The 24,656-nt window shown below is 41.3% G+C and carries 21 protein-coding genes and 1 tRNA gene; 15 read left to right on the top strand and 7 right to left on the bottom strand.

Annotated features, from left to right (window positions below; genetic code table 11):
- The first annotated feature begins 425 nt into the window (after positions 1 to 425).
- On the top strand, positions 426 to 2,420 hold the full coding sequence (locus tag BP549_RS02935; RefSeq protein WP_292378002.1) for an S-layer protein domain-containing protein: 1,995 nt from the start codon (positions 426 to 428) through the stop codon (positions 2,418 to 2,420).
- A gap of 164 nt (positions 2,421 to 2,584) precedes the next feature.
- The gene (locus BP549_RS02930; RefSeq protein ID WP_292378000.1) at positions 2,585 to 3,337 is read left to right on the top strand and encodes a hypothetical protein; all 753 of its coding nucleotides are present in this window, start codon (positions 2,585 to 2,587) and stop codon (positions 3,335 to 3,337) included.
- Between the two features lie 268 nt (positions 3,338 to 3,605).
- On the opposite strand, the gene BP549_RS02925 is transcribed toward BP549_RS02930, so the two are convergent.
- The 4 genes from BP549_RS02925 to BP549_RS02910 form a co-directional block, all read right to left on the bottom strand.
- Positions 3,606 to 4,364, bottom strand: coding sequence for a formylmethanofuran dehydrogenase subunit C (locus tag BP549_RS02925; protein ID WP_292377998.1), 759 nt, complete (start codon positions 4,362 to 4,364; stop codon positions 3,606 to 3,608).
- Positions 4,365 to 6,089: a formylmethanofuran dehydrogenase subunit A gene (locus BP549_RS02920; RefSeq protein WP_292377996.1), complete on the bottom strand. Its 1,725-nt coding sequence runs from the start codon at positions 6,087 to 6,089 to the stop codon at positions 4,365 to 4,367. It abuts the gene before it with no gap.
- On the bottom strand, positions 6,086 to 7,390 hold the full coding sequence (locus BP549_RS02915) for a formylmethanofuran dehydrogenase subunit B (protein ID WP_292377994.1): 1,305 nt from the start codon (positions 7,388 to 7,390) through the stop codon (positions 6,086 to 6,088). Before BP549_RS02915 ends, BP549_RS02920 begins: the two co-directional genes overlap by 4 nt.
- 69 nt (positions 7,391 to 7,459) lie before the next feature.
- Positions 7,460 to 7,843 (bottom strand): molybdopterin dinucleotide binding domain-containing protein, encoded by a 384-nt coding sequence (locus tag BP549_RS02910; protein WP_292377992.1) that lies wholly within the window; start codon positions 7,841 to 7,843, stop codon positions 7,460 to 7,462.
- 224 nt (positions 7,844 to 8,067) lie between these two features.
- Between BP549_RS02910 and BP549_RS02905 the strand changes: the two genes are divergently transcribed.
- From BP549_RS02905 to BP549_RS02845, 13 genes are all read left to right on the top strand, one after another.
- Positions 8,068 to 8,190 (top strand): hypothetical protein, encoded by a 123-nt coding sequence (locus BP549_RS02905; RefSeq protein WP_292377991.1) that lies wholly within the window; start codon positions 8,068 to 8,070, stop codon positions 8,188 to 8,190.
- 427 nt (positions 8,191 to 8,617) lie between these two features.
- Positions 8,618 to 8,728: transfer RNA gene (locus tag BP549_RS02900), tRNA-Met, on the top strand.
- A 281-nt stretch (positions 8,729 to 9,009) separates the two neighbouring features.
- Positions 9,010 to 9,717 (top strand): DUF421 domain-containing protein, encoded by a 708-nt coding sequence (locus BP549_RS02895; RefSeq protein ID WP_292377989.1) that lies wholly within the window; start codon positions 9,010 to 9,012, stop codon positions 9,715 to 9,717.
- A 304-nt stretch (positions 9,718 to 10,021) separates the two neighbouring features.
- Positions 10,022 to 10,465: a hemerythrin domain-containing protein gene (locus tag BP549_RS02890; protein WP_292374420.1), complete on the top strand. Its 444-nt coding sequence runs from the start codon at positions 10,022 to 10,024 to the stop codon at positions 10,463 to 10,465.
- A gap of 342 nt (positions 10,466 to 10,807) precedes the next feature.
- Entirely contained in the window at positions 10,808 to 11,260 is a 453-nt protein-coding gene (locus BP549_RS02885) for a hemerythrin domain-containing protein (protein WP_292377988.1), read from the top strand.
- 567 nt (positions 11,261 to 11,827) lie between these two features.
- Positions 11,828 to 12,832 (top strand): phosphate signaling complex PhoU family protein, encoded by a 1,005-nt coding sequence (locus BP549_RS02880; RefSeq protein ID WP_292378207.1) that lies wholly within the window; start codon positions 11,828 to 11,830, stop codon positions 12,830 to 12,832.
- Between the two features lie 433 nt (positions 12,833 to 13,265).
- Positions 13,266 to 16,064 (top strand): DNA-directed DNA polymerase, encoded by a 2,799-nt coding sequence (locus tag BP549_RS02875; protein WP_292377986.1) that lies wholly within the window; start codon positions 13,266 to 13,268, stop codon positions 16,062 to 16,064.
- A 345-nt stretch (positions 16,065 to 16,409) separates the two neighbouring features.
- Positions 16,410 to 17,306 carry a phosphate ABC transporter substrate-binding protein gene (locus BP549_RS02870; protein WP_292377983.1) on the top strand — a complete coding sequence of 299 codons (897 nt, stop codon included), beginning with the start codon at positions 16,410 to 16,412 and terminating at the stop codon, positions 17,304 to 17,306.
- A gap of 28 nt (positions 17,307 to 17,334) precedes the next feature.
- Positions 17,335 to 18,225 (top strand): phosphate ABC transporter permease subunit PstC, encoded by an 891-nt coding sequence (gene pstC, locus BP549_RS02865; RefSeq protein ID WP_292377981.1) that lies wholly within the window; start codon positions 17,335 to 17,337, stop codon positions 18,223 to 18,225.
- A 2-nt stretch (positions 18,226 to 18,227) separates the two neighbouring features.
- Positions 18,228 to 19,085 (top strand): phosphate ABC transporter permease PstA, encoded by an 858-nt coding sequence (pstA, locus tag BP549_RS02860; protein ID WP_292374429.1) that lies wholly within the window; start codon positions 18,228 to 18,230, stop codon positions 19,083 to 19,085.
- Positions 19,086 to 19,135: 50 nt separating this feature from the next.
- The gene (gene pstB, locus BP549_RS02855; RefSeq protein WP_292377978.1) at positions 19,136 to 19,912 is read left to right on the top strand and encodes a phosphate ABC transporter ATP-binding protein PstB; all 777 of its coding nucleotides are present in this window, start codon (positions 19,136 to 19,138) and stop codon (positions 19,910 to 19,912) included.
- 4 nt (positions 19,913 to 19,916) lie between these two features.
- A complete protein-coding gene (gene phoU, locus BP549_RS02850; RefSeq protein ID WP_292377975.1) occupies positions 19,917 to 20,567 on the top strand; it encodes a phosphate signaling complex protein PhoU in 651 nt (216 codons plus the stop codon).
- Between the two features lie 267 nt (positions 20,568 to 20,834).
- On the top strand, positions 20,835 to 22,226 hold the full coding sequence (locus BP549_RS02845) for a dihydroorotase (protein WP_292377973.1): 1,392 nt from the start codon (positions 20,835 to 20,837) through the stop codon (positions 22,224 to 22,226).
- 186 nt (positions 22,227 to 22,412) lie between these two features.
- Here BP549_RS02845 and BP549_RS02840 read toward each other — a convergent pair whose 3' ends face one another.
- Genes BP549_RS02840 through eif1A form a run of 3 tightly spaced genes read right to left on the bottom strand, consistent with a single transcriptional unit; the run spans position 22,413 to position 24,082 of the window.
- The gene (locus BP549_RS02840; RefSeq protein WP_292374437.1) at positions 22,413 to 22,961 is read right to left on the bottom strand and encodes a KH domain-containing protein; all 549 of its coding nucleotides are present in this window, start codon (positions 22,959 to 22,961) and stop codon (positions 22,413 to 22,415) included.
- A gap of 1 nt (position 22,962) precedes the next feature.
- Complete coding sequence (locus BP549_RS02835; RefSeq protein ID WP_292374439.1) at positions 22,963 to 23,745, bottom strand: serine protein kinase RIO; 783 nt, start codon at positions 23,743 to 23,745, stop codon at positions 22,963 to 22,965.
- Position 23,746: 1 nt separating this feature from the next.
- Positions 23,747 to 24,082, bottom strand: a complete 336-nt coding sequence (eif1A, locus tag BP549_RS02830) for a translation initiation factor eIF-1A (protein WP_292378205.1) — start codon at positions 24,080 to 24,082, stop codon at positions 23,747 to 23,749.
- Between the last annotated feature and the right edge of the window lie 574 nt (positions 24,083 to 24,656).

Genomic DNA, 24,656 nt, shown 5'->3' with positions numbered 1-24,656 from the left:
GGATAAGCTTACTGAATAGAGATCTTTAAAATTAGTATAATCTGAAATTACTTTGCCTAAATATCTCTAGTTATAGTATCTTTTTTCGATAATCTTTTATAAGTATTTCTAATTTATCTTTTAACTTAACTCCTGACGAATATACCACCAGAGTTCTTTCGACATTTACCGTTATTTATATCGTTGTTTTGCGCTTTTCCCCTTTAATTTCCCTGAAACAGACCACAAAAGATTTAATAAGGCAATTATTTTATAGAACACTTGTAATCCAATTTAGAGGGATAAGGAGGGAATGAAATCCTCTTCGGCAATCGACGAAATATGGTAAGTCTGACTTGGTGAAGAATGGTGAAACCCTTAAAGTGTTGATCCCGACACTTCTTCTTACATACGACATATCTTAACAAACATGGAGGAACAATAAAATGAAGAGATTCGCAGCAGTGACACTGGCTGCTCTCATGGTTCTTACTGTATTTGCATCCGCCGCAAGTGCAGAAGACGCAGTTGAGATCCGCGGTCCTGTGTTCAACGGCTCTAATATCGAAGACATTGTTGGCGACGGTATTACAATCGATGCTACTGACTTTGCAGCATTCTACTACGACATTGATGATAACGTCACAACTGAAAGTCTTTCCATTGAAAAAGTTGCAGATAACAAAGGCAACGTAATTGGAGAGAACGGAATCGTATATACTACTACGATTCAGCAGGTTGACTACGAATATGAAAATACAGCTGCTGGCTGGGACAACTACAGCTTGCTCGGCTTCTTTGCAGAGAAATACATCCCACTGAAGTCTAACAGTGCTGACAAGCTCGCCAAGCTCGTTCTTGACAGCGATGACAAGTACACCATCAGAACCGGCGAAACCCTTGACCTCGGACAGGGCTACTCTATCGAAGCCAAGCAGGTCGATGTTGACGGTGAGAAAGTCTGGCTCCAGTTCGACAAGGACGGAGAATACGTAGATGACGAGATTATCTCAGTCGGAACCGGTGACAGCACCTGGGACGTTGAACTTGATGACATCCAGGATGAAGACGATGTCGTTGTCCTGAAAGTCCATGTCAACCAGGTCTTCCAGGGTGCAGTCGACAGCATTGCTCAGATTGAAGGTCTCTGGCTCATTGACTATGCAAACGCCATAAAGATCGAGTCTGACGATGAATTCGGCGAACTCAACGATGTTTCCATCAACGGCCCAACCCTTAAAATTACCAATGAAGACACCTTCACTCTGACCAGGGACAGCACAAATGAACTCGCTGAAGGCCTGGCTTTCAAGGTAGCTGATACTCCATCCAACGTGCTCAGGTTCTATATCATGAAGGAACTCACTGAGCCTGGCACCTATGAAATAAGAGGAAGTGTTGCCAATGGTGAAGCCACCTGGAACGCAAGCAGCTTTGCAGGCTTCTACTACGACATTAATGACAATGTTGAAACAGAAGAACTTAGTGTCTCTAAACTCAATGGCAATGTAATTGAAAAGGGCGGCCTCGTCTACACTACCTCCATTAAGGACGTTGACTACGAATATGAAAATGCAGCTGCTGGCTGGGACACGTATCCAATTATTGGCTTCTTTGCAGAGGAATACATCCCACTGAAAGCCAACAGTGCTGACAAGCTCGCCAAGCTCGTTCTTGACAGCGATGACAAGTACACCATCAGAACCGGCGAAACCCTTGACCTCGGTGAAGGATACTCTCTTGAAGCCAAGCAGGTCGATGTTGACGGTGAGAAAGTCTGGCTCCAGTTCAACAAGGACGGAGAATATGTAGATGATGAAATCGTCAGTGTTGGAGGAACCGGTGACAACACTTGGGACGTTGAACTTGATGACATCCAGGATGAAGACGATGTCGTTGTCCTGAAAGTCCATGTCAACCAGGTCTTCCAGGGTGCAGTCGACAGCATTGCCCAGATTGAAGGTCTCTGGCTCATTGACTACGCAAACGCCATAAAGATCGAATCTGACGATGAATTCGGCGAACTCAACGATGTTTCCGTACAGGGAGAATCCCTCAGGATCACCAATGATGATACATTCACTCTGACCAGAGACTCCGATGAGGAAATTGGTGAGGGAATGTTCTTCAAGATCGCTGACACCCCTGCCAGTGAACTCAGGTACTATCCATTCGTTAAGAGGACTATCGGTGACGAAAACAACACTAGCATTGAAAATAACACTAGCGTTGAATCTGTCAACAAAACCGAACCATCTGATGATAATGCAACCATCGAAACTCCAGATGATAACACACCCGCAACTCCGGGAGAAACCTCTGTAGAGGCACCAACTGAAGAGAATAAAACTGAACCCGGCAAAGAATCCCCAGGATTCGGAGTTGTTCTCGGACTTGTTGGACTCCTTGCAGTTGTCTATATCGTCAGGAGGAACAACTAAATTTTCTAATTGAAGGGTTTTCTTAACCCTTCTTTTAATTCTTTTTTAGTTTCTTTTCGCAGATACCTTTTTATTTACGGATTTCTTAATTCAAGCGATCTTCTTGAATCCCGGTTTTAAATTGATAGTTATTTCCAGGATTATACAGATTTTAGGTGAAGCTTATGAAAAAAATGGTGGCTTTAATATCTGCACTTGTGGTTTTAACGGTCGCATTTTCAGGCTGCGTAGGCGACAATAATTCCGCAGTCAATGGAACAGAGCCCAATAACTCGGGAGAAAATGTAAATCCTGCTGAAAGTACGGCTAACGTTAGCGAGCTTAACGAGCCCGCAGTAAATGTAACAGAGCCAAGTAATAGCCCGGAAACGAACGTAAATCATGCTGATAATGCAGCTGACACTAACGAGCTTAACAAACCCATATCTGGCGGAACAGACTCAAGCAGTTCAGAAGCGAATGCAAATTCTGCTGAAAGTGCTGACATTAGTAAGCTTGAAAACCTTCCTGCAGGTTTTGAATACATTGGATCTGTCCCTCTTGATGCATCTGATATCAAAATCGATTACAATGCAGAGAATGTTTCAGAAGTCGTTGGAGGATCCGAAGGAATGTACAAATACAATGACTCTGATTTCTATCTAGATGTAATCGAGCTTGGAAATGCTGAGGCTGCAACTAATCTGATAGATGCATACAAATCTTCCTTCAAGCCATTAGCAAATGGTTCCCGTTTTGTCGAAGAGTCATTTAATGGACATTCAGCTGTGAGAATTGCAGACTACGTCACAATTGCAGGAAACGAGGCTCCCAGGTATACCTATATCTGGAGTAACGAAAACCATGTATTCGTGGTTACCGGAAGTACTGCTGATAGCTCTCTGGTAAAACAGCTGGCAGAAGCAACAGGATACTAATATATTTTCAAGAAAGGGTAATGCCTTTTATTCTTTTTTTCTTTTAATTCTTTTTCAGATTATTTTTAGTATACGCTCTAAATGAAGCTGAGGAAAAAGTTAGTTGAAAGAAATATAGTGGATATTAACTTTAAAAAAGCTGAAAGCGTGTAAGATAAAGAACTCTCCTATTTGCTCCGTTTATACTTCTCACCCGCTGACAAACAGATTTTAGGGATTTTTACATTAGAATCTCAAAATATCACTGCTCAATGGGAGCGATTTTGTTTTATCTTATAAGTAATACTCCTTTTCCACCGACATTAACATCGCCAACCAACTTTCGGTAGACAGTTCCTTCAATCTCTTCTGTTCCTTCTTCTTTATAAGATGGTAGGAGATCGGATACCTCACCTTTAATAATGACCATACCGTTCTTCATTTCGTTTGCAGGCATTGTAGCATTGCCTTCAATTATTATCTTCCCTCCATTGTTTGAGATTGCAGGAAGGAGTCCTACATTGCCTTTTACGAGTATTTCTCCTCCGCACATATGCTCACCGAGGTAATCTCTGGCATTGCCATTGACGGTAATTTTCCCTCCTCGCATGCCGCAGGCTTCTCCCCTATAACCTGACCCTACGTAGTAAGAAGCATTTCCATTGAGTATGATTTCTCCACCTGTCATCTCACAGCCGAGCCAGCTGTCGGCATCGCCATTGATTATAATCTTCCCGCCTTTCATACCGAATCCACAGTGCATGTCCACGTTGCCGTTGATTTCTATTTCTCCTGCACTCATGTTCTGTCCAATGCGCTTTACTCTTGCAACATCGCCTTCGAAAACAAGCTTTACGTTTTCTACTGAGTCGCTCCCTTCTACCTTTACATTGAAGAAATCGCCAAGAGGATACTGGCCGTTCCCGTACCAGACCGGAATTGTCTTTATATCTTCTTCGGTCTTGCCTGCAAAGTTGTCAGGGTTTATGTTGTCGGCTTCTATGGGGATTTTATTTGCTTCTTTTAGGGAAAGCTTCACAATCTGCATTTAGAACACCCCTTCCGTGGTAATTTCAACAGGCTTCTGGAGATACACATCTTCAACCATATAGTTGGCTTTGCTCACTGTATAGTACTTCCTGAATTTTACATCTATGTCTTTCTGCATTGCGCTGTCGATGGCTGAGGGAACTTTTGCGTTTACCCAGTATATCTTGCCTTTCGGAGTAGCTTCTATCTCTCCGTCTTTTACGACAATTTCTCCGTCTTTCAGCGTGTATGCTGCACCTGAGAAAGCTTTCTTCATTTTCTCGTACTCTGTCGAGGGGTCTATCTTTCCTGGAAGGATGTCATATATCGCAATATCGGCGTCGGAGCCTGGTTTGAGGTTCCCTTTTTCGGGCCTGCTGTACATTTTTGACTGGATGCTCCTTGTCATGATTGCAAGCTCGTAGAAATCAAGTTCCCTGTCTATTCCTGGCAGAACCATTCTGTCAAGAGCCATCTTGGAAAAGCCAGAGATAACTTCCTCCCTTCTTTTTGCACTCATCAAGTAAGTGAAGGCTTCAGGATAGTTCACAAAAGAACCGCCATTCGGGCTGTCGGTTGTAAACATAACCTTCCAGGGATCTTTCACGAGCAGGGCAAGTTCAAGCCCTATTGCCCACTGCACTGCGTTTACAAAGCTCTTTGGAGAGTAGAACAGAGGTACAACCCCGGACGCATCTTCCAGTTCTATATCCTGGTTGCTCCACTTCTCGTGCATCATCCTCGCGTTTGCATATTCTACAGGTCCGTCTGCAGTCATGGTTACTGCAGGACCAAAGATAATTTGCCCAAGGTCAAAAGTCAGGTGGTTTGCTCCATTTATATAGTCTGCAACCATGGGAGCTCCTGTTTCAAAATCCCTCCACGACGTACCTGCGTAGGCATTGAACTGCACGTGGGTTACGTGGAGAGCCTGCCTATCCCGGCTAGGTTTAACTTTCTCAAAAAGCTTCATGGTTTCTATAGTAGTTGCATAATTCCCTGGTTTTCCGAGGTTGTTGCAGTGCACATGTACGGAATGGGGAAGCTTCAGCCGCTCATTTACTTCGGCAAGGCTCATGAGGATCTCGGCTGGAGTTACATCAAAGTTCGGGACAGGGTCGTAGAGTCCACTAACGTTCTTTCCCCAACCCCAGGCTTCTCCTCCGCCTGGGTTTACGATTTTTATTCCGTAACCTCTCGAAGCTCTAAGACCCCAGGCAACATATGCTGCAAGCTTTTCAGGCTCCTTGTCTCGAATATATTCCATGACCTGCCAGTTGCTTCCAAAAAGAGAGAGTCCCATTTTGTCCAGAATTGGGATTTCTTTGAATTCCTCATGGGTATGCCTTGCGGCAAGAAGAGGGATTGCAGCTTCACAGATTGTAGTATACCCGAGTTTTGCGTACCTGTATCCGATTGCATAGGTGTTTGGAGTATTGTATCCTACCTGTGCTCTTGTCTTTTCGGTACGTGCAACCTGACCCGAAAGCCCTGGAACAAGATTCTTTCTCGAATCATTAGGATTAATGAAACGCCCTACGTTAATTTTGCCGGCGCTGTGGGTATGCCCATCAAAGCCTCCTGCCATCGTGAGCCTGCCTTCTGCATTAATAACTTTTGCGTTTGCAGAGACACTTTCTACGATCTTTCCATCCTTAATGCAGATATCCATGGTCTCGCAGTTAATTCTCTGTGCAGGGTCGCAGACGCTTGCATTTTTAATCAGGATTTCCGACATCTTCATGCACCTCTCTTCAATTCCCTGACCTTTGCAGTCAGATCTTTTACGATTTCTTCGTCGGTTTTGAATTTTGAATCAATTAATTTCTTCATGCGGAGAGAAATTGCGTCCATACGGTAAGCCGTTCCCTCTGCTTCTATTCCCACAACGGCTGCCGGGATCACCACATCTGCAATTTCAGTCGTAGGGTTAGGATACGGGTCAATCTGAATTACAGGGATTTTTGCAAGATGCCTGACGGCTTTCTGAGGAAAATGGGCTCCTGGATCAGCTGCAGCTATGATTGCAGCGTCCGGCTCTTCACGTACAAGAATGTCATTTGCTCCTGTTTCTCCAGGATTATAATAGGGATATCCTCTTGCAAAGTCGATCGCCATTGGGAAACCGGTCTCCCATGTTGCCACCTGCCCAAAACCAGTGACATTATAGTGTCCGCGCATTCCGATCATTACAGCTTTTGTGTGCTGGTTAAGGTCTGATATTAAAGAAGACATAGCGTCTCCGTTCTTGTACTTTGAGCGAGACTGTGTGACTCCCATACCAAAGAAAATGCAGACAAACTTTGCATTCATTAGAGTTTCTGCAAGCTCAATAACTTCAGCCTTAGGGACGCCTGCAACGGTTTCCGGAATGACATCTTCATGCCCGTTTACAATTGAACGAAGAGCAGTGACCAGGAGCAGGTCTGATCCCTGTTCGATTTCTACATATTTGTCAGACAGTTTTGCGGTGTCAGTTCTCCTAACATCAATAACTATCATTTTCCTGCCTTTCCGTCCCTTCTCGGTAAAAAGACCTTTTGAAAAACTTGAGTAACGGACCATATGCCTTGGATGAGCATGCACAGGGTTGCAGCCCCAGAATATAATTACGTCTGCCCTATTCTTTATCTCTCCCAGAGTGGCTGAAGGAGATCCTTTTTCTTGGGCGGCAAGGGCCGTTGGTCCATGGCATACATTTGCTGTGGAGTCAATAACTGAGCCGGTTTCTTCGGCAAGCTGAATGGCCCCACTGACTGCTTCACAGGAGGTAGAACACCAGCCGTAAGAAAGAGTTCTCTTGGAGTTTACCAAAATTTTGGCGGCAGCTTCAATTGCCTCTTCATATGAGACTGGAATAAGCTCCCCATTTTTCCTGATCATAGGAGTTTCTATCCTGTCATGCTCGAGCATACCTACAAACTTACTATGTCCGAGAATACAGGCATTTTCGATTTTTGTAATTTTGTTGTTTTCAACAGTGACTGTGATATCGTCGCAAAGAGATCCGCAAAGGGAGCATACTGCGTCTTTAATTACTGGCATATTTTTTCCTCCGAATTTTTCAGGCTCTCGGATTTTGTTGGAAGTGCAAACTTTTTACTCCTCTGGACTTCAAGCTTCTATGTACTTCTTCATCAGAGACTTCATGTCCAGAGGTTCTTCATCTGTAACTTCAATTTCTGCAGGGACGCCTTTGAACCCGGGCATTCCGCAGCCGTGTGTATCAGGGCTAAGCACTGCGTTTGCCCATGGGCCCATTGGGATAAAGGCAAGGCCTTCCGGGTTTCCTTCATTTGTCTTTGCAAAGACCACCACATCCCCAAATTCAGTGTTAACTTTCAGACTATCTCCTTCGGAGGCTCCTAGTCTCTCAAGATCAACGGGACTAAGTTCACAGTAAGCACAGGCATCAAAATAACCTTTATGCGTCTTTGCTTCCAGATTTGCACCCTGGGCGGCGGTTCTTCCTGATATGAGATTTACTTTTATTTTCATTTGAACTCCTCATCTGGATATAATCGAGGTATCTTAGTAAGCTGAATAATTTGTGAAATCTGAGTGTCAGTTTTAATCTCTTTGTAATATTCCTCTGAACCAGAAAACGTATTATTCCCTCAGAAATAACAGTTAATCTAAGTCTGCTGGACTTTTTAAGAGATGATTGCTTAGAAATTTTGAGAGTTACTAACTGAAATATGAATGGAATTGAGGGTTAACTTGTGAATGTTTGGTTTGTCAGAAATGCGGTAGAAAGCAGTTCTGTCAATAACCTTGAGTTAAATCTTGGGGGAGTTTCTTATGAGGAAAAACACCCTTATGAAATACCTTTTGAGATCTTTTAACTGAAATTCTATTACGATTATCCATTACAATTATGTTATATATTCCTCTTTAATTATATTTATCCTTGTTATTTAAAAATGTATATTCCTTATATATACATAGGTAGAAACCTTTGAGGGATATGGCTTTTGCTTTCTCTGTTTTTTAGAATCAGTCTGAAAGCTCATTTATATTTCTCTTTTATTATATATATATACTTTCTATAGTGGTTATATCAAAATAATTTCTTTTATTATATATTACCCCATTATGTTATGATTAACACAACATGTTTTCTGATCCACTTTAATGCGCTTTAGTAATCAGAATATTCAACTTTCTCTTTCTCAGGCATTCCTCTTCGTAGTAATATTTGCAAAGAATGGCTCTTTTCCAATATTTCGATCGTTAGCCTTTAATATATCTTTGTACATTTGTGTGTTGCAAGCCCGGATAGCCTAGATGGTTGGGGCGCCAGACTCATAGGGACAATTATATGAGGCGTCTTTAATCTCCTGAGATATCTGGAGGTCGCGTGTTCGAGTCACGCTCCGGGCACCTAACTTTTCTCAAAGCATTTTTAATTCTACTTTCACGAGCTTCTTGTTCCAAGAAAATCGTTACTTTGCGAATGTTTCATTGTCTACATCTACTATTTTGTTCAAAATATCTTCTCTAAACTCTGGACTTAATATAACTAATCGATTCTCTGATCAGGAAAATAGTTCCAAAAGTTCACGAATTTGGGAATCAGTATCTGGAGGAGCTCAATATCATTAATTTTTTACATCAGCTGTTTAACTGAGAACTTTTAAGCCATTTTATATCTTTATTATAATATGGTAGAATCTTCTATAGAGGTATTCGAAATAACAAGAATTCTTGTAGCAGATACTCCGTGGCATTTTTTACTTGAAGTAATTCTCAGATCAGCTTTCATGTTCATTTTCGCGTTGATTATTATGCGTTTTTTAGGAAGAAGAGCAATTAATCAGCTTACGTCTTTTGACCTCTTGCTTATCATCGCTCTTGGATCGGCTATGGGAGACCCTATGATTTACCCTGATGTTGCTATTTTATGGTCGGTTTTTGGAATTTCAAGCATTATGATATTTTACAGGGTACAGAATGCTCTGGCGAACAGGTATCCCTGGTACGAAGATTTAACTGAAGGTAGTCCTGTAAAGATTATAACTGACGGAATTCTTGATTCAAAGGAACTTAAAAAACATACTCCTACACAGGATGATATTTTTCTTTTACTGAGAAATAAAGGAGTCAGAAGTTTAGGGGAAGTTGAGGCTGCTTATCTTGAAAGGGATGGGAGCCTGAGCGTATTCAAATACAGGCCCGGGAAGCAAAAATCGGGTTTGCCAACAATCTCTGAAGATATGATCCCGGAATGGAAACCTCACAAAGCTGGCACGAAAATTGAGAGTTCACGCTTCCACTCCTGCTATAGGACAGGTGAGACGGCCTGGCTAGAAAAGGGTGATATTTTCCCGGAATGCGAAGGTGATATCTGGGTAGTATCTGAAGAGGCATAAACTCCCGAAATCCCTACTTTTAAATCTTTTACCTTAAGTAGTTTACTTTCAAAAATGCTTCTCTAAACTATTTACTTTGGAAACACTTGTTTAAATTTTCTACTTTAAGAACCTTATTTAAATTGTTTACTTTTAAACGGTTTACTTTTAATAGCCTATTTTTTCAATTAAGTGCCTTCAGGGTGAGAGAGAAAAACTAAGTTAACATTTTTCGATATCACTTTTTTATAAATTATATCTCGGAGTTATATATTTATATTTTCGTAAAAATATCACTTGTCATACCTCAAACGAGGGGGGAACTATGGAAACAATCTATGATATCTTAAAAGCAGAACACAAGCAGGTCTCTGACCTTATACAACAGGCAATGCGTGATGGGTCTAAGGAGACCTTTTTTAAAGTAAAAGCTAAGACTGATCCTCATCTACTGGGTGAAGAAAAACTCTTCTATCCGCCGCTTGAGCAGAAAGGCGATTTACGTGAGCTTGTTAGTCATGCCTATGAAGAACACAATGAAATAAAATCAATCTCGTCCGAACTGGAAAGTATGGATGCCAGCAGTTCAAACTGGACTTCCAAGATCAAGGAACTGGATGAAAGCGTAAGCCACCACGTAGAAGAAGAAGAAAATAAGGTGTTTCCGGCGGCTCAGAAAGCCCTGAGTGAGGACAAAGCACAACAGATAGCTCAGCAGTATCTAGATTTCTCAAAGAATTTTACACAACAGCATCCAAGTATGCCTTAAGACTAAAAAGTAAAGGAAAAGAGATTACCAGCATCCAGATTTGATTCCTCATTAGCCGGCTCTCTTTATCCTTTTTGATTCCTTCTGCTCTAATCTTTTTGCTAATTGCAGTTACTTTTTAACAATCTTACTAGCTTCTCTTTACTAACCTATTGATCACTAAGAGATTTCTATGTAATGTCGAATCTACCATTGAATTTGTGAAAAAGAGATTTTTGAAAATGTATCAATTCTCACTAACTAATTTTATACCCAATTCTGTTTTTATAAATTAGGTGAATTAATTTCTTTTTATACATTCTTTTAAATATATCTCCTCGTATACTAAAAGTAGGGGAAATTATGGAAACTATTTATGATATACTGAAAACAGAGCATGATCAGATAGCCGATCTTTTCCAGCAAGCACTGCGTGATGGCTCAAAAGTAAGTTTTTTCAAAATAAAGCTTAAAACTGATCCTCATATGATGGGAGAAGAGAGATTCTTCTATCCACAGTTTGAACAGAATGAAGAATTACGTGAGCTTGTCAGTCATGCCTATGAGGAACACAATGAGGCGAAGACTCTTACCTTTGAAATTGAAGGTATGGACGAGAGGGATGAAAGATGGATTGCTAAAATCAGTGAACTGAAACAAATTATAGATCATCACATAGAAGAAGAGGAAAGTAAAATATTTGAAAAAGCCCGAAATACCCTGAGCCAGGAAAAAGCAGAAGAAATCGCTCAACAATATATTGAGTTCAAAAGGAGTTATATGAACAGGATAGAGACTGGGGAATCTCTAGCATAAAGAAAGGTGAAATCTAACCTTTGTAATTGAGACCTAAAGTGAAATCTAACCTTTTACTTGAGGCCTAACTTTCTCATTAATATTCTTATTTATCTTTTTATTATCATTATACCATTATCTAATTACTATTATAAATTTAAATTGATCTTATAAGTCATATCATGGTTTCCTATTTAGTTGAAGCTTTTATTTAATTTGATTTTTTAAGTTGGTTTTTTTAAGTCCTTTCCTCTATTTGAATTTTTTACTCAGATTATTAATTTTAATCATTTTGCTAAAAAAGCGACTCTCTAAAGTATTTACATAAATTCTCATATCAAATTACAAAAAAATTTTTATATAAAATTGTTTGTTCATATATTTGGATCATTCTCGTTTTATCTCAAATTTTTAGTGTAACTCTATGGTTTTTCTATGATTCAGTACTTATCCTATATACTTTAATTAGACAAAATTACCATGTTTTATTTCTCGTTTTAGCATCCTATTTTCAGGATACCTTTATATATCTCCTCTCTCTATATAGTTCTTCCAAGATTAATTAGAATACCCTCAGGGGGTTTATTTATTACCAAGGATAAAAGAAAAGTTCAGTTTACCGGAAATTCTACCTATATTGTATCTCTCCCCATAAAATGGGTCCGAGATATAGGGCTTGAGGCCGGTAATACTCTTACGCTCACACCCATGCCTAATAAAACCCTGCTTGTCTCTTACAGTGCGGTTTCAAAGGAACATTCCACACTCAATGCAACAATAGATTATATTCACTCCGACAGTGCAGAAAATAATCTCAGGATTCTTATTTCTCATTATCTTGTGGGCTACGATGTTATCAGGCTGACTACCAAAAAAGGCTTCAGTGCTTATGACCGCAAGTTCATCAAAGATTCCGTACGCCAGAAGTTGATAGGGCTTGAGCTTATCGAAGAATCCCGGAATGAGCTGGTTTTTCAGTGCCTTCTGAACTACAATGACCTTCCCCTTACCCGGGTAATAAAAAACATGTATGGACTTGTGCTTTCCATGCTTGAAGATTCCATGGCTGCTCTCAAGGATCACAATGTAGAGATTGCTGAAGATGTCATCCAGAGGGATGACGATGTGGATCGCTTTTATCTTCTTGCTGTCCGTCAGCTCAAGGCTTCAATTGAAGACATCGAACTCTCTGAAAAGATCGGAATTCGACATCCCAGAGAGTGCCTGGGATACAGACTTATTACGAAAAGCATTGAGCGCGTAGGAGATCACGCTGTAAAGATAGCAAAGAGTGTCCTTAAAATGGATTCCGGAATTAGTGCTGATAACCCTATCTTCAAGATGGCTGAACTCTCCAACAAAGTTTTCGAAAGTTCTATAGACTCAATGGCTGAAGAAGACTTGCAGGTTATTAACAAAATCGTTGTAGAGGCCAAGAAAGTTTCCCAGTTTGGGGTTTCTCTGGAGCCACAGAATTGTGAAGGACCAGGTAATATTGAACTTAGCATGATCCTGGAAAGTCTTAGACGGGTTTCGGAATATAGCGCTGACATTGCAGAAGTTTCAATCAACATGAATATTAAGCGGGTCTGAAAATCTAAGATTTAGATTTCTCTTTTTTCCTTTTTCCCATATCTATTTATTTTTCCTATCTATCCATTTTTATCTTTTTTCTTTTCTGTCTGTTTCTTCCCTTTTTCAGATAAAGATCTTCCTGAACTGATATTTCCTGATAATTGTCATAATTCCGGCTCCTATAGCAAGACCTACGAGCCCCTGAACAGGTATCCTCCTGCAACTACATAAACAGTCCTTAAACCTGAAGTCTAATAAATTCCGCTTGTATACATATTATAAACAAGCTTTATGATCACAGTACTTATGTATGGCTGTAATTTTCTTTTCCGTCTTGAAACTTTTACTTGAAGACTTCATTTTATCTTAAATTCTACGGGTTTTCTCGAAAATAAACTCCTGTTTTTCAAAAGTACAACAAAAGCTATATGTCTATCTAAAAACGTAAACCATGCCTATGGATTTCCAGATCTTGGATGCAGACTATGAAGTTGTCGATGACAGCAACCCCGTAATCCGCCTCTTTGGCAGGGGAACGGACGGGAAGAGCGTTTGCTGCTTTGTTCCTGATTTTGAACCTTATTTTTATCTCAAGGCCTCTGGAGACCTTCATGCCGTAGCTAGGCTTATCAAAGATACTTTCACGCAAGTTAAAAAAGTTGAAATTGTTGAAAAATTTGAGCCTATTGGATATCAGAAAACAAAAACAAAGATGCTCAGGGTTACTACCCACCTGCCCAGAGAGGTGCCCGAGATAAGGGATGAGATTCTGAAGCTCCAGGAAGTGCTGAGAGCTGAAGGCAAATGGGAAGTCTATGAGACTGATATTCTCTTCAGAAACCGTTTTTTAATTGACAGAGATCTTGGAGGTATGGTCTGGGTATCTGCAGAAGGAAACCCAGTTGACCCTGCAAGATATATCAGAGCAAATGGCTCAGGCAATTCTCGCTGTGAGAATTTTGCATGTGACGCCTCAATCCTTGCGTCAGGGTTTAATAAAGTTGAAAATCTTACTCTCGCCCCTTTAAAGTATCTTGCTTTTGACATAGAATGTCTACCTCTTGATGGGGGGATGCCTTCTCCGGACGTTTCACCTATAATCATGATCAGCTTTTCCTTCGAGCCGGAATATAAAGGACATAAAACCCTTGTGCTTCTGGCAAAACCTGTGGAAGGCCTGAATTCGGATGTGCAACCTTGCAAGGACGAGACCGAAATGCTAAATCGGTTTTTCGAGATTTTCTGCGAGTACGATCCTGACATTGTAGTTGGATACAATCACCAAGATTTCGATATCCCCTATATAACAGACAGAGTAAAAACTCTGGTCGCGCAAGGGAAAGTAATAAACCCTGTTGTTGGTCGGGACGGCAGTAAAATAGGTTACAGGCGATTTGGGCTTATTACCCGAACCGAAGTAAAAGGCAGGGTGGTTGTGGATGCTCTTCCTCTGGTAAGAAGAGCCTTCAGTCTGAAGCAGTACACCCTACGTGCTGTTTCAAAGGAACTTCTGAATCGAGAAAAGCTGGATGTGCCTCCTCTAGAAATGGGAGAGTACTGGCTAGATACAGGGGAAAAATTCCAAAAGTTTGTCGATTACTCACGCAGGGATGCAGAGCTTGCCCTTGAACTTATCCTTAATTTGAGGCTCCTTGACAAATACGTCGCCCTTGCTCAGGTAAGTGGAAGCCTACTTCAAGAAACCGTTGACGGAGGCCAGACTTCTATGGTTGAAACTCTTCTTCTCAGAGAGTTTGGGCTTCGCGACAGAGTTCTCCTTCCAAAACCTGATGACGGAATTTCGGCTGAGAGATATGAGATGAGTTCTGACCTCAAAGGAGGAGAGGTCCTGGAACCTCAGAAAGGCCTTCTGGAAAATGTGCTTATTCTTGACTACAAGTCCCTTTACCCGACTATAATGATGGCACATAACCTGTGCTATACTACAGTAGTTACTGGTGACAGACCCGATGGAGTGACTATCAAACCTCCGTCTGGAGGAGAGTTCGTGCCTCCTGAAATTTACAAAGGAATCGTCCCTTCGATCCTCGAAGATTTGCTTAACAAAAGGACACAGACAAAGAAAAGGATGAGAAGTACCTCCAATGAAAATGAGTACAGAGTACTTGATGCTACTCAACTCGCCCTGAAAATTCTGTTAAACAGCTTTTATGGTTATTCCGGATATGCCCGGGCAAGACTCTACAGCCTGACGCTTGCAAATGCTGTAACCAGTTTCGGAAGAAGCAATATTCTCAATACCCGAGAGATTATCAATAACACTATAGGAAAAATAGTCCTTAGGAACGGAGCGGCTTTACTCCTTAATGAAGCCGGAGAACTCTCTCTTTCGGATAGGGTAATTGAGCTGTCGGTTGCCTACGGAGATACGGACAGCGTCTTTGTTCATTGTAAATCCAGAGGAGATTTATCTCTTGAAGAGGTTAGCCTTATAGGTAACAGGCTTTCAAATATTGTTTCTGCCTCCCTGCCCGACCCGATGGAACTTGAATTTGAGTCCGTTGCAAAACGTGCCCTTCTCATTGCAAAGAAACGTTATGCTCTCTGGCTCTTTGAACCCAAAAATTCAGGTTGGGAAGATAAGATTAAGGTCAAAGGAATGGAGACTGTCCGAAGGGATTGGTGCGAACTGACCTCGGTAACCCTCAACAAGGTACTTGAGCTTGTGCTTATAAAAGGTGATGTTGATCAGGCTGTAGAACATGTCCGTAAGATAGTTAGCAATGTCAGGAATCTTGACCCGGCAAAAGATTCCGAGATTATTGAAAGCCTTATTCTCACGCGTACCCTTACACGCAAAACGGATAGTTACAAAAACAAGCAGCCTCATCTTACAGTTGCCGAAAAGCTGAAAGAACGAACCGGCATTTTGCCTTCGATAGGAACAAGGATACCCTTTGTCATTATCGCAGGAAAAGGACTCTTTGTTGATCGGGCTGAAGATCCGGACTATGTCAGGGAGCACAACATCCAGATAGATGTCGACTACTACGTTAAGAAGCAGATTCTTCCCCCTGTAGAGCGCATTCTGGAAGTCTTCGGGGTTAAAATGTCTTCACTTGACTTTGATTCCAAACAGAAAGGACTATTTGATTTTGAGGCTAAGAAGCCTGAAGTAAAGAAACAGGAAAAGTATCCTTCAGAAAAGGAAAGTAAGGTAAAGGCTCAGGAACAGAATTTATGTAAGGAAAATGGGCATGCAGCGCAGAGTTCTCTTTTCGATTTCTGAGTCCACTCTTTGCTTTTCTGGCTTTCCATCTTTTTATAGCATTAGTTCTTTACCTTAGATGTTATTTTTTAATCTTTCTTTCTTGTTATCAGTTTTTGACCTAGTTATTTTGCCTGCCAGTAAACTCTTATACTGATTTTTCTTAAAGATATTTCTCGTTTTGTATATATGTTATATAGGATATATATACTACAATACTCTCTTATATTATTCTATCTCGTACATACTTCTCTATATTATATAAAGCGAATCCTTATATATTTCTCTCTTTTATTGTGGGGTATAGCGTTAACAACCTGTTGGATTTAGGCTATTAATTCGTTATCTTTAAGCGGAGTACCCCCGATGGCAAACAGATCAAAAAGTTACTTAATTCTCACATTATTAGTACTTGGACTTGTTTTCCTGGGAACCGGATGTACTGGAGACAAAAATGACAAAGGCTCTGTCCCTGCGAAAAAAACGTCCTCAGAAATAACTGGCTCACAGGAAATTTTTCTGAAAGGGTCCGATACAGTGTTACCTCTTGCACAGGCTGAGGCTGAAGAATTCACAAACGAAAACCCTGGAAAAAGTGTATCCGTGACTGGAGGTGGGTCAGGTGTCGGAATTACTGCTCTTATTGACGGGGAAGTGGACATTGCTACCGCATCCCGAGAGATGAAACCTGAAGAATTAGAAGCTGCCAAGGTGAACGGGATCAATCCTGTAGAACATACTATTGCTTATGATGGAATCTCCGTGATTGTAAATCCACAAAATCCTATTTCTGAACTTACCTTTGGTCAGTTGCGCGGCATCTATAATGGAAGTATCAGCAACTGGAAAGAGGTTGGCGGGGAGGATAGGCCGATTGTAACCATCTCCCGAGATAGCAGCTCCGGCACTTATGAATTTTTTAAAGAAGAGGTTCTGCTTGGAGACGAATACCGCCCTGACGCGCTTACACAGCCAGCCACAGGAGGAATTCTGCTTGAGGTTTCTCAGAACCCCAATGCAGTAGGGTACATCGGGGTTGCGTATCTTGATGAAAGCGTAAAAGCCTTAAACCTGGATGCGGGGGCCGGCTCTGTGGCTCCAAGTCCTGAAAACATTACCAGTGGTGCATACCCACTTTCAAGGGCTCTATACTTCTACACGAATGAAGAACCTTCAGGTCTCACAAAGGAATTCATCGATTTCGTAATGAGTGAGAAAGGGCAAAACCTGATAAGTGAGGTGGGGTACTTCCCGGTTCAGTAATATCTGAAAAAATATTTCAGGAGATCTTATGTTTAGCAAGAATTCAAAAGAAAAAGGGATCGAATCCGTGCTTTTCTTTATAAGCACTCTTACGGTCTTAATCCTTTTTCTCATATGTATATTCTTATTCAGGGACAGTTTACTTCTTTTTAAAGAAACGTCCCTTCTCGATTTTCTCACAGGCAAATTCTGGTATCCAACTTCCGTGAACAAGCAGTTCGGGCTACTACCCTTGCTTTTGGGCTCCCTTCTTGTGACTGCCGGATCAATTCTTTTTTCGGTTCCTCTGGGGATCGCCTCTGCAATATATATTTCTGAACTCGCACACCCAAAAGTTGCGGATTTTTTGAAACCTTTTATTGAGATTCTGGCAGGCATCCCTTCTGTGGTCTTTGGGTTCTTTGGGCTTGTAGTACTCGTTCCTTTTATGCAGAAAACTCTCAATCTGCCTACGGGACAGACTGCTCTTACAGGTTCTATTATGCTGGGAATTATGGCACTCCCAACAATCATTACCATTTCCGAAGACGCAATAAGTTCGGTTCCCAGCACTTTAAGGCAGGGTTCTCTTGCTCTTGGGGCCACACAATGGCAGACCATATATAAGGTCATAATTCCTGCGTCTCTGTCGGGAATCTCAGCAGCGGTAATGCTTGGTATCGGAAGGGCCATAGGAGAGACAATGACTCTTATGATGGTAACAGGGAATGCCGCAATAATACCTTCTTTTCCTGGAGGCTTTTTTGGTCCTGTGAGGACGATGACCGCCACAATAGCGCTTGAAATGGGGGAAGTTCCTCAGGGAAGTGCTCACTTCCATGCTCTTTTTGCTGTCGGATCTGTACTTTTCATCATTACTTTCATAATTAACCTGATTGCGGATTCGATTAAAAAGAAATATCGTTTTAAGGTGGGCTGATCATGGGTTTGAGTTCTAAAACAAGTGAAAAAATCGCTTTTTCCCTGCTTATTCTTGCTACATTAATAGTTGCAGGTTTTGTACTCATCATCCTGGGTTACATTATCTTGAACGGATACGGAGCAATTAATCTTGAGTTCATTACTCAAATGCCTAACCGGATGATGACTGAAGGAGGTATCTATCCGGCAATTGTAGGTACTATATATCTCATCATAGGCTCCATGAGCGTAGCCCTGCCTATTGGAGTTATGGCTGCTATATATCTGAATGAGTATGCAGGAGAAAGCCGCACTACCTGGCTAATTGAAATGGCAATCAATAACCTTGCAGGCACTCCCTCGGTGGTCTTCGGGCTTTTTGGGCTTGCATTGTTTGTGAAATACTTTGGTTTTGGTCCTTCCATACTCTCTGCCTCTCTTACGCTTGCTCTTCTAATTCTCCCGGTAATTATCCGTTCTACCGAAGAGGCCTTAATTACGGTTCCTAAAGAATATCGGGAATCCTCCCTTGCTCTTGGGGTCAGTAAATGGCAGACAATCAGGCACGTGGTACTGCCAGCTGCCATTCCGGGAATAATTACGGGGTCAGTGCTGAGCATAGGGAGGGTTGCAGGAGAGACCGCTCCTATTCTTTTCACGGGGGCTGCATACTTCTTGCCAAGGCTGCCTGATTCTGTTTATTCTCAGTTTATGGCGCTCCCTTACCACCTTTTCGTACTTGCAACGGCCGGGACAAATATAGCAAAAACCAGGCCTATTCAGTATGGAACAGCTCTGGTTCTGTTGATTATCGTCCTAAGTTTGAATCTTGTAGCTGTTTTGATTCGCAGGCATTACAGGAACAAACTAAAAATTTGATTTGTGTTATTCTTAATATGTCAAGATTTATATGATAATGAGGTCCCTAAATGACTAAGGGTGTTCAAAACGTATCTCAAGTCCAGATAAAAGTGGACAATCTTAATTTGTGGTACGGGGAAAAGCAAGCACTTAAAAATATTTCAATGCAAATCCCCAAAAACAGCGTAACTGCCCTTATAGGGCCGTCCGGCTGTGGCAAATCTACATTCCTCCGCTGCTTAAATAGGATGAATGATCTTGTTAAGAATTGCAGAATCGAAGGTAAAATCTCGATAGAAGAAAAGGATATCTACGGACCAGATGTAGACGTTGTTGACCTTCGTAAAAAAGTAGGTATGGTTTTCCAGAAGCCAAACCCTTTTCCGATGTCGATTTTTGATAATGTTGCGTATGGGCCGCGTATACATGGTGCAGACAGGAAAGATCTTGACAGCATTGTTGAACAAGCCCTCCGTTCAGCTGCGATCTGGGAAGAAACTTCAGACAGGCTTAAGTCTCCTGCTCTTTCTCTGAGTGGTGGACAACAGCAAAGACTTTGCATTGCCAGGACTCTGGCAGTAAAACCCAGAACAATTCTTTTCGATGAACCCACCAGCGCTCTTGATCCGATTTCCACTGCCAGGATTGAAGATCTTATTATGGACCTTAAAAAAGATTATACCATAGTAATCGTAACTCATAATATGCAACAGGCAGCTAGGATATCAGATTATACCGGATTTTTCCTTATGGGGAAATTGATTGAGTTCGGTCAGACAAGGCAAATTTTCCAAAATCCACAGGAACAGAGTACAGAGGATTATATTACAGGCAGGTTTGGGTGATTTAATGGCTCGAGAACAATACGTAAAGCAGCTGGATCTGCTCAGGGAATCCATATTCTCCCTTGGAGAAATCGTTGAGCTGGCTTTCAAGGACTCAATGGTTGCAGTTATAGATCTTGATGTAGAGCTTGCTGCAAAAACGCTCGCTCTTGAGGCAGAAGTAAATAATCTTGAAGAAGAAATTGAGTCTTCTATTTTTGATATTCTTGCACTTCAACAACCTATGGCTAGCGATCTCCGGCTTGTCGTGTCCGCTCTCAAGATCACAGCAGACCTCAGACGGATTTTAGGCTTATCTATGAACATTGCTAAGATTCCTGGAAAAATTGAAGGTAAGCATATAAAACCTCTTGTAGATACTAAAAAAATGTCCGATATTGCAACATACATGCTTGAAAATTCCCTCCAAGCTTTCAAGACTCAGGATGTAGAGCTTGCAAGAGTGGCAGCATCCCGGGATGAAGAAGTTGATATGCTTTTTTATGCCGTATGGGTTGAGTTAATAGAAATGATGGCAAAAGATACAAGTATTATTTCCAAAGCCACATATTTGCTTTTCCTGATTCGCTATATTGAAAGAATTGCAGATCACTGCTGCAATATATGTGAAAGTGTAATCTATCTTGCTACGGCTGAGAAGATCAAACTGAATTAAAAAGGATTGTTGAATTTTTCTTGCTAGTCCTTATCTACTTTTTCTATATTTTTTCGTCATTTACTCTATTTTTTCATTACGATACTAATTCTCAGTTTTGTTTCCCGTTTTAGTTCTTTAATGTTGTTCTTGTTTTTCTTTTTGGTTCTCTAATGTTGTTTTCATGTTTTTGATTATATTTTCTCTGAAATTTCTTTCTCTCTTTGGACCATTTCCTGTTCTCTCTGATGTCAGGTTTTAAGTACGTTTATATGCATATAGACGCCCATGCCTGATATTCTTATCAAAAATACACGGATCTATTACAATAATTCACTTCAGTCTGCCGAGATCATTATTGAGGACGGCAAAGTTACTAAAATAGGAAAAGATCTCAGAGTATCAAGCTCGGATATGATAATAGATGCAGGCGGTGCTCTTACTCTTCCGGCCGGGATTGATGTACATGTCCATTTCAGGGAACCCGGCATGACCTCAAAGGAAAACTGGTATACGGGCTCGTGTGCGGCAGCGGCCGGAGGAATTACAACTGTCATCGACCAGCCTAATACAGTGCCTCCTACGACAGACAGACGGTCTTTCGAGCAAAAACTTAAACTTGCCAAGGGGAAGTCTATTGTCGATTTTGGGATCAATGGTGGGGTAACAGGTAATATAGAGAAATTAGAAGAACTCTGGAAATTGGGGGTTACTGCTTTTGGGGAAATCTTCATGGCTGAGTCCACAGGCGGGCTAAACATTAATGAGGATACCTTCGAAGAGGCTCTTGCCGAAATCAGACGTCTGGGTGGGCTTGCGACTATCCATGCCGAGGATGAGAAAATGCGCCTTGAGCTGGAAGGATTGTTAAAAGGAGATACTTCTTATGAGTACCATTCAAGGGTACGTCCGAATGAGTGTGAGGCGGTTGCTGTTCAAAAAGCCCTGGAGCTTGTTTCCAAACTACAAGTAAAGGCTCATCTTTGCCACATGAGTACGCTTGAAGCTATAGGTCTTATACGAAAGGAAAAATACCTTGCAAGAAGAGAAAATAAAGAACCCCTTTTCACCTGTGAAGTTACTCCTCATCATCTTTTTCTTTCTACTCGAGATTGGGAAAGGCTCCGATCTTTTGGAAAAATGAATCCTCCTCTCCGGGGAAGCCACAGTATTAAAGCTCTTGTAAACGGGATTAACGATGGTACTATTGACATGGTGGCTTCGGATCATGCCCCACATCTGGAATCTGAAAAGGATGTTGATATAAGAGTAGCTCCTTCGGGAGTGCCCGGGGTCGAGACCCTCATGCCTCTTATGCTTGCTGCAGTAAGAAAGAACATCCTGCCGCTTTCACGGATGATCATGCTTACAAGCTGGAATCCGGCAAAAGCTTTTGGGCTGGATCGCAAATCCAAAGGCAGGCTTGAGGTGGGTTTTGATGCAGACCTGATTATTGTAAATCCCCGCGAGCTTCGCCCTATAAAGGCTGAGTTCCTGCACAGTAAAGCGGGGTGGACTCCCTTTGAAGGTATGGAAGGAGTTTTTCCCGAGTATACTCTTTCAAGAGGTGAAGTAATCTGGATTGAGGAATCAATTAATGCAAAACCTGGGCGAGGTAACTTCCTTGAAGGAAAAGGTAAAAGATCCGAAGAGGATGAAGAGTTCTTAGAAGAGGCCTGATGAAACTCGGGAATAAGAGTTGGGTTTTGAGAAAGCTTAGTTGAGAAGTTTTAGGTAAAAGCTTTAGCAAAAACGGAAAACTGAAAACCAGTTTTCCAGAAAAGTTTAGTTAGAAATGTTTAGTTAAAAAGTTTAGTTATATCATAAGGGCCTTAGGTACAATATTTTAAGGCCCTGATTTTTTTCTTAATAAAAATCAATTGAGTCAAGCTGGGACTGCAAAAGCTCTTGATGCTTTTTTTCAAGGAACTTGTAGACTGCACCATGGGTAGCTCCATCGAGCAGCATCCTTATAGCTGTCCGGATTATAGTGTTCTGTTCAGGGTGCCCAAGTACGGATACGGTTTTTCCGTAGACAGAGATTTTTACGCTTATCAGAGTTTCTGCAAGTTCTCTGGTTCTTCCGTTTCTTCCTATTATCCGACCCTTTATCCGCTGAAGCTCTTTTGGAGTAGTAGCAACGTCGGAAAGATCTATAATCTCAAGCATAAGCATTTCGTCATCAAGAAGTTCAATAGCTTTTTCGGGGCTGAACCCTCTTCCTATTGCTTTTAGGGTTTCGAGAACCCTGAACTCTTTTAATGGATCTTCCTCGCAGGTAATGTCTATCTTTCCGCTTTCACTATCGATTTCAAGCTGGCACGCGGTTTTGTCCTCGATAAGCTTTTTCGTTTCTCCTTTCGGGCCTATGATTACTCCGACTCTTTCTTTGGGGATTTTGACATACTGAGTCATATTATTCCGCCTGTATTTTTGTAAATAGCTCTTCAGGTTTGTCCTTTATCCCATAGCGGCTGAAGAACCTGAGTATATTTTGCACGTCCCTGTAAAGGAACTCCCGGGCGTTAGGATGCTCCAGGGTTACGGATTGTCCCATATCAATAAATATGGGAGTCAGGTTATTCGGGTCGATCAGGATATTATATTCGCTTAGATCAGCATGTACAAGGTTTGCTTTTTTATAAAGGAGACGCATATATTCAACTACTGTCTCAAAAATCTGCTTTGCCTCCTCGTTTTCAAGATACGTGTTTTTAAGGAGAGGGTAAGGTGTCTCTTTTTCTCCCATAAATTCCATGATAAGAATATTCTTTTCGGCAAGTACAGGCTCCGGAACTCGGACTCCTGCGCTTTTGGCACGTTTCAGGTTCTGAAGTTCCTTGCGTGTCCATGCAAAAATGATGTCTCGCTTGTTATTTCTAATGTTTGTGAAGCGAGGATCCTTCATAATGTAGGCATCCATTGCCTTGAAGGTACTGCTTGCAATCCTGTATATTTTTACAGCCAGCTCTTTATCCGGGCCTTCAGCATAGAATACGTTTGCTTCCTTTCCAGTACTGATAGCTCCACCCATTGCTTTTATTATACCTTTATTGGATAGAGTATAAAGAATTTTAAGGGTGGGAACGTCGAATACGTTTTCTTCTACTTTCAGCCGCTCGGAATCCTTCTCCCTGGCCCGAGATTTATCTTTAGCGCTATCGATGCGCCTTATCTTCTTTTCCTGATCCATTCCCATATTATCCTTTCAGGTATCCTTTCCTCTCAAGCCAGTCTACCTGCGGCCTTGTGTACTTCCAGATTACATCTGCCTTTTCGTTCTGGAATTCCCAGGGCACGACAATAACGACGTCTCCTTCTCTAATCCAGGTTTTTTTCTTCATTGAACCTGGAATCCTCCCCATACGAACGACCCCATCCATGCAACGGAGCCTTAGTCGATTTGCACCCAGGAGACTTTCAACAGTTGCCAGGATCTCATTATTTTCCCTGCGCGGCGTTCGTACTCTTGTAACGGATTCTTCCGTCTGGGGTTTGGCTTTGGATGTAGGTTTCTTTAAGTCTGCCAGTTTGATACCTCGTTATATGTAGTTTTATTATAGTTTTATTTTTTATTTTTTATTTTTATACCCTTAAATCCCTTATATATCGTTTTTTCGAGCTTTAAGGTTATTCGTCATGCAGCTTTCAACTTTCTGTTATTATTTTAATGCTGCGCTTTTTTGCTTTCTTTTACTCTCTTCTTATTTTTATTTTTTTCTAAGTCATAGGATAGGCGACAGGTATTTATATCGGATATTCCTTTGTATGTCTCACGCACAAAACAAGTGCGGCTCGCTCTTGAATTTGTGATTTGAGAGTGAATATCAGGGTTTTAACAAAACAGATTTTCATCCTTTGTTTAATTTGTTTTTTTTAGAATGTCCCTGAACAAAAAGTTTTATATATTAAAACTGATGTATATGTGTTCCCGGTTTCAGCATGAGATTGTTGTGCTGAATGGGTTTTCTCATAGTCATTTGGTTGAAGTTCCTTCTTAATTTCCAAGGAAATAGATACCTTTAAATACTATGAACGCATAACTATAATTTCCTGCATGATAAATGCAGCAATTACTGTTCATTAATAATGGAGACAGGAGTTGTTTCC

Origin of the sequence: Methanosarcina sp. UBA289 (assembly GCA_002496565.1) — an archaeon.
Classification (GTDB): Archaea; Halobacteriota; Methanosarcinia; order Methanosarcinales; family Methanosarcinaceae; genus Methanosarcina.
This window is presented reverse-complemented; position numbering and strand designations above follow the sequence as displayed.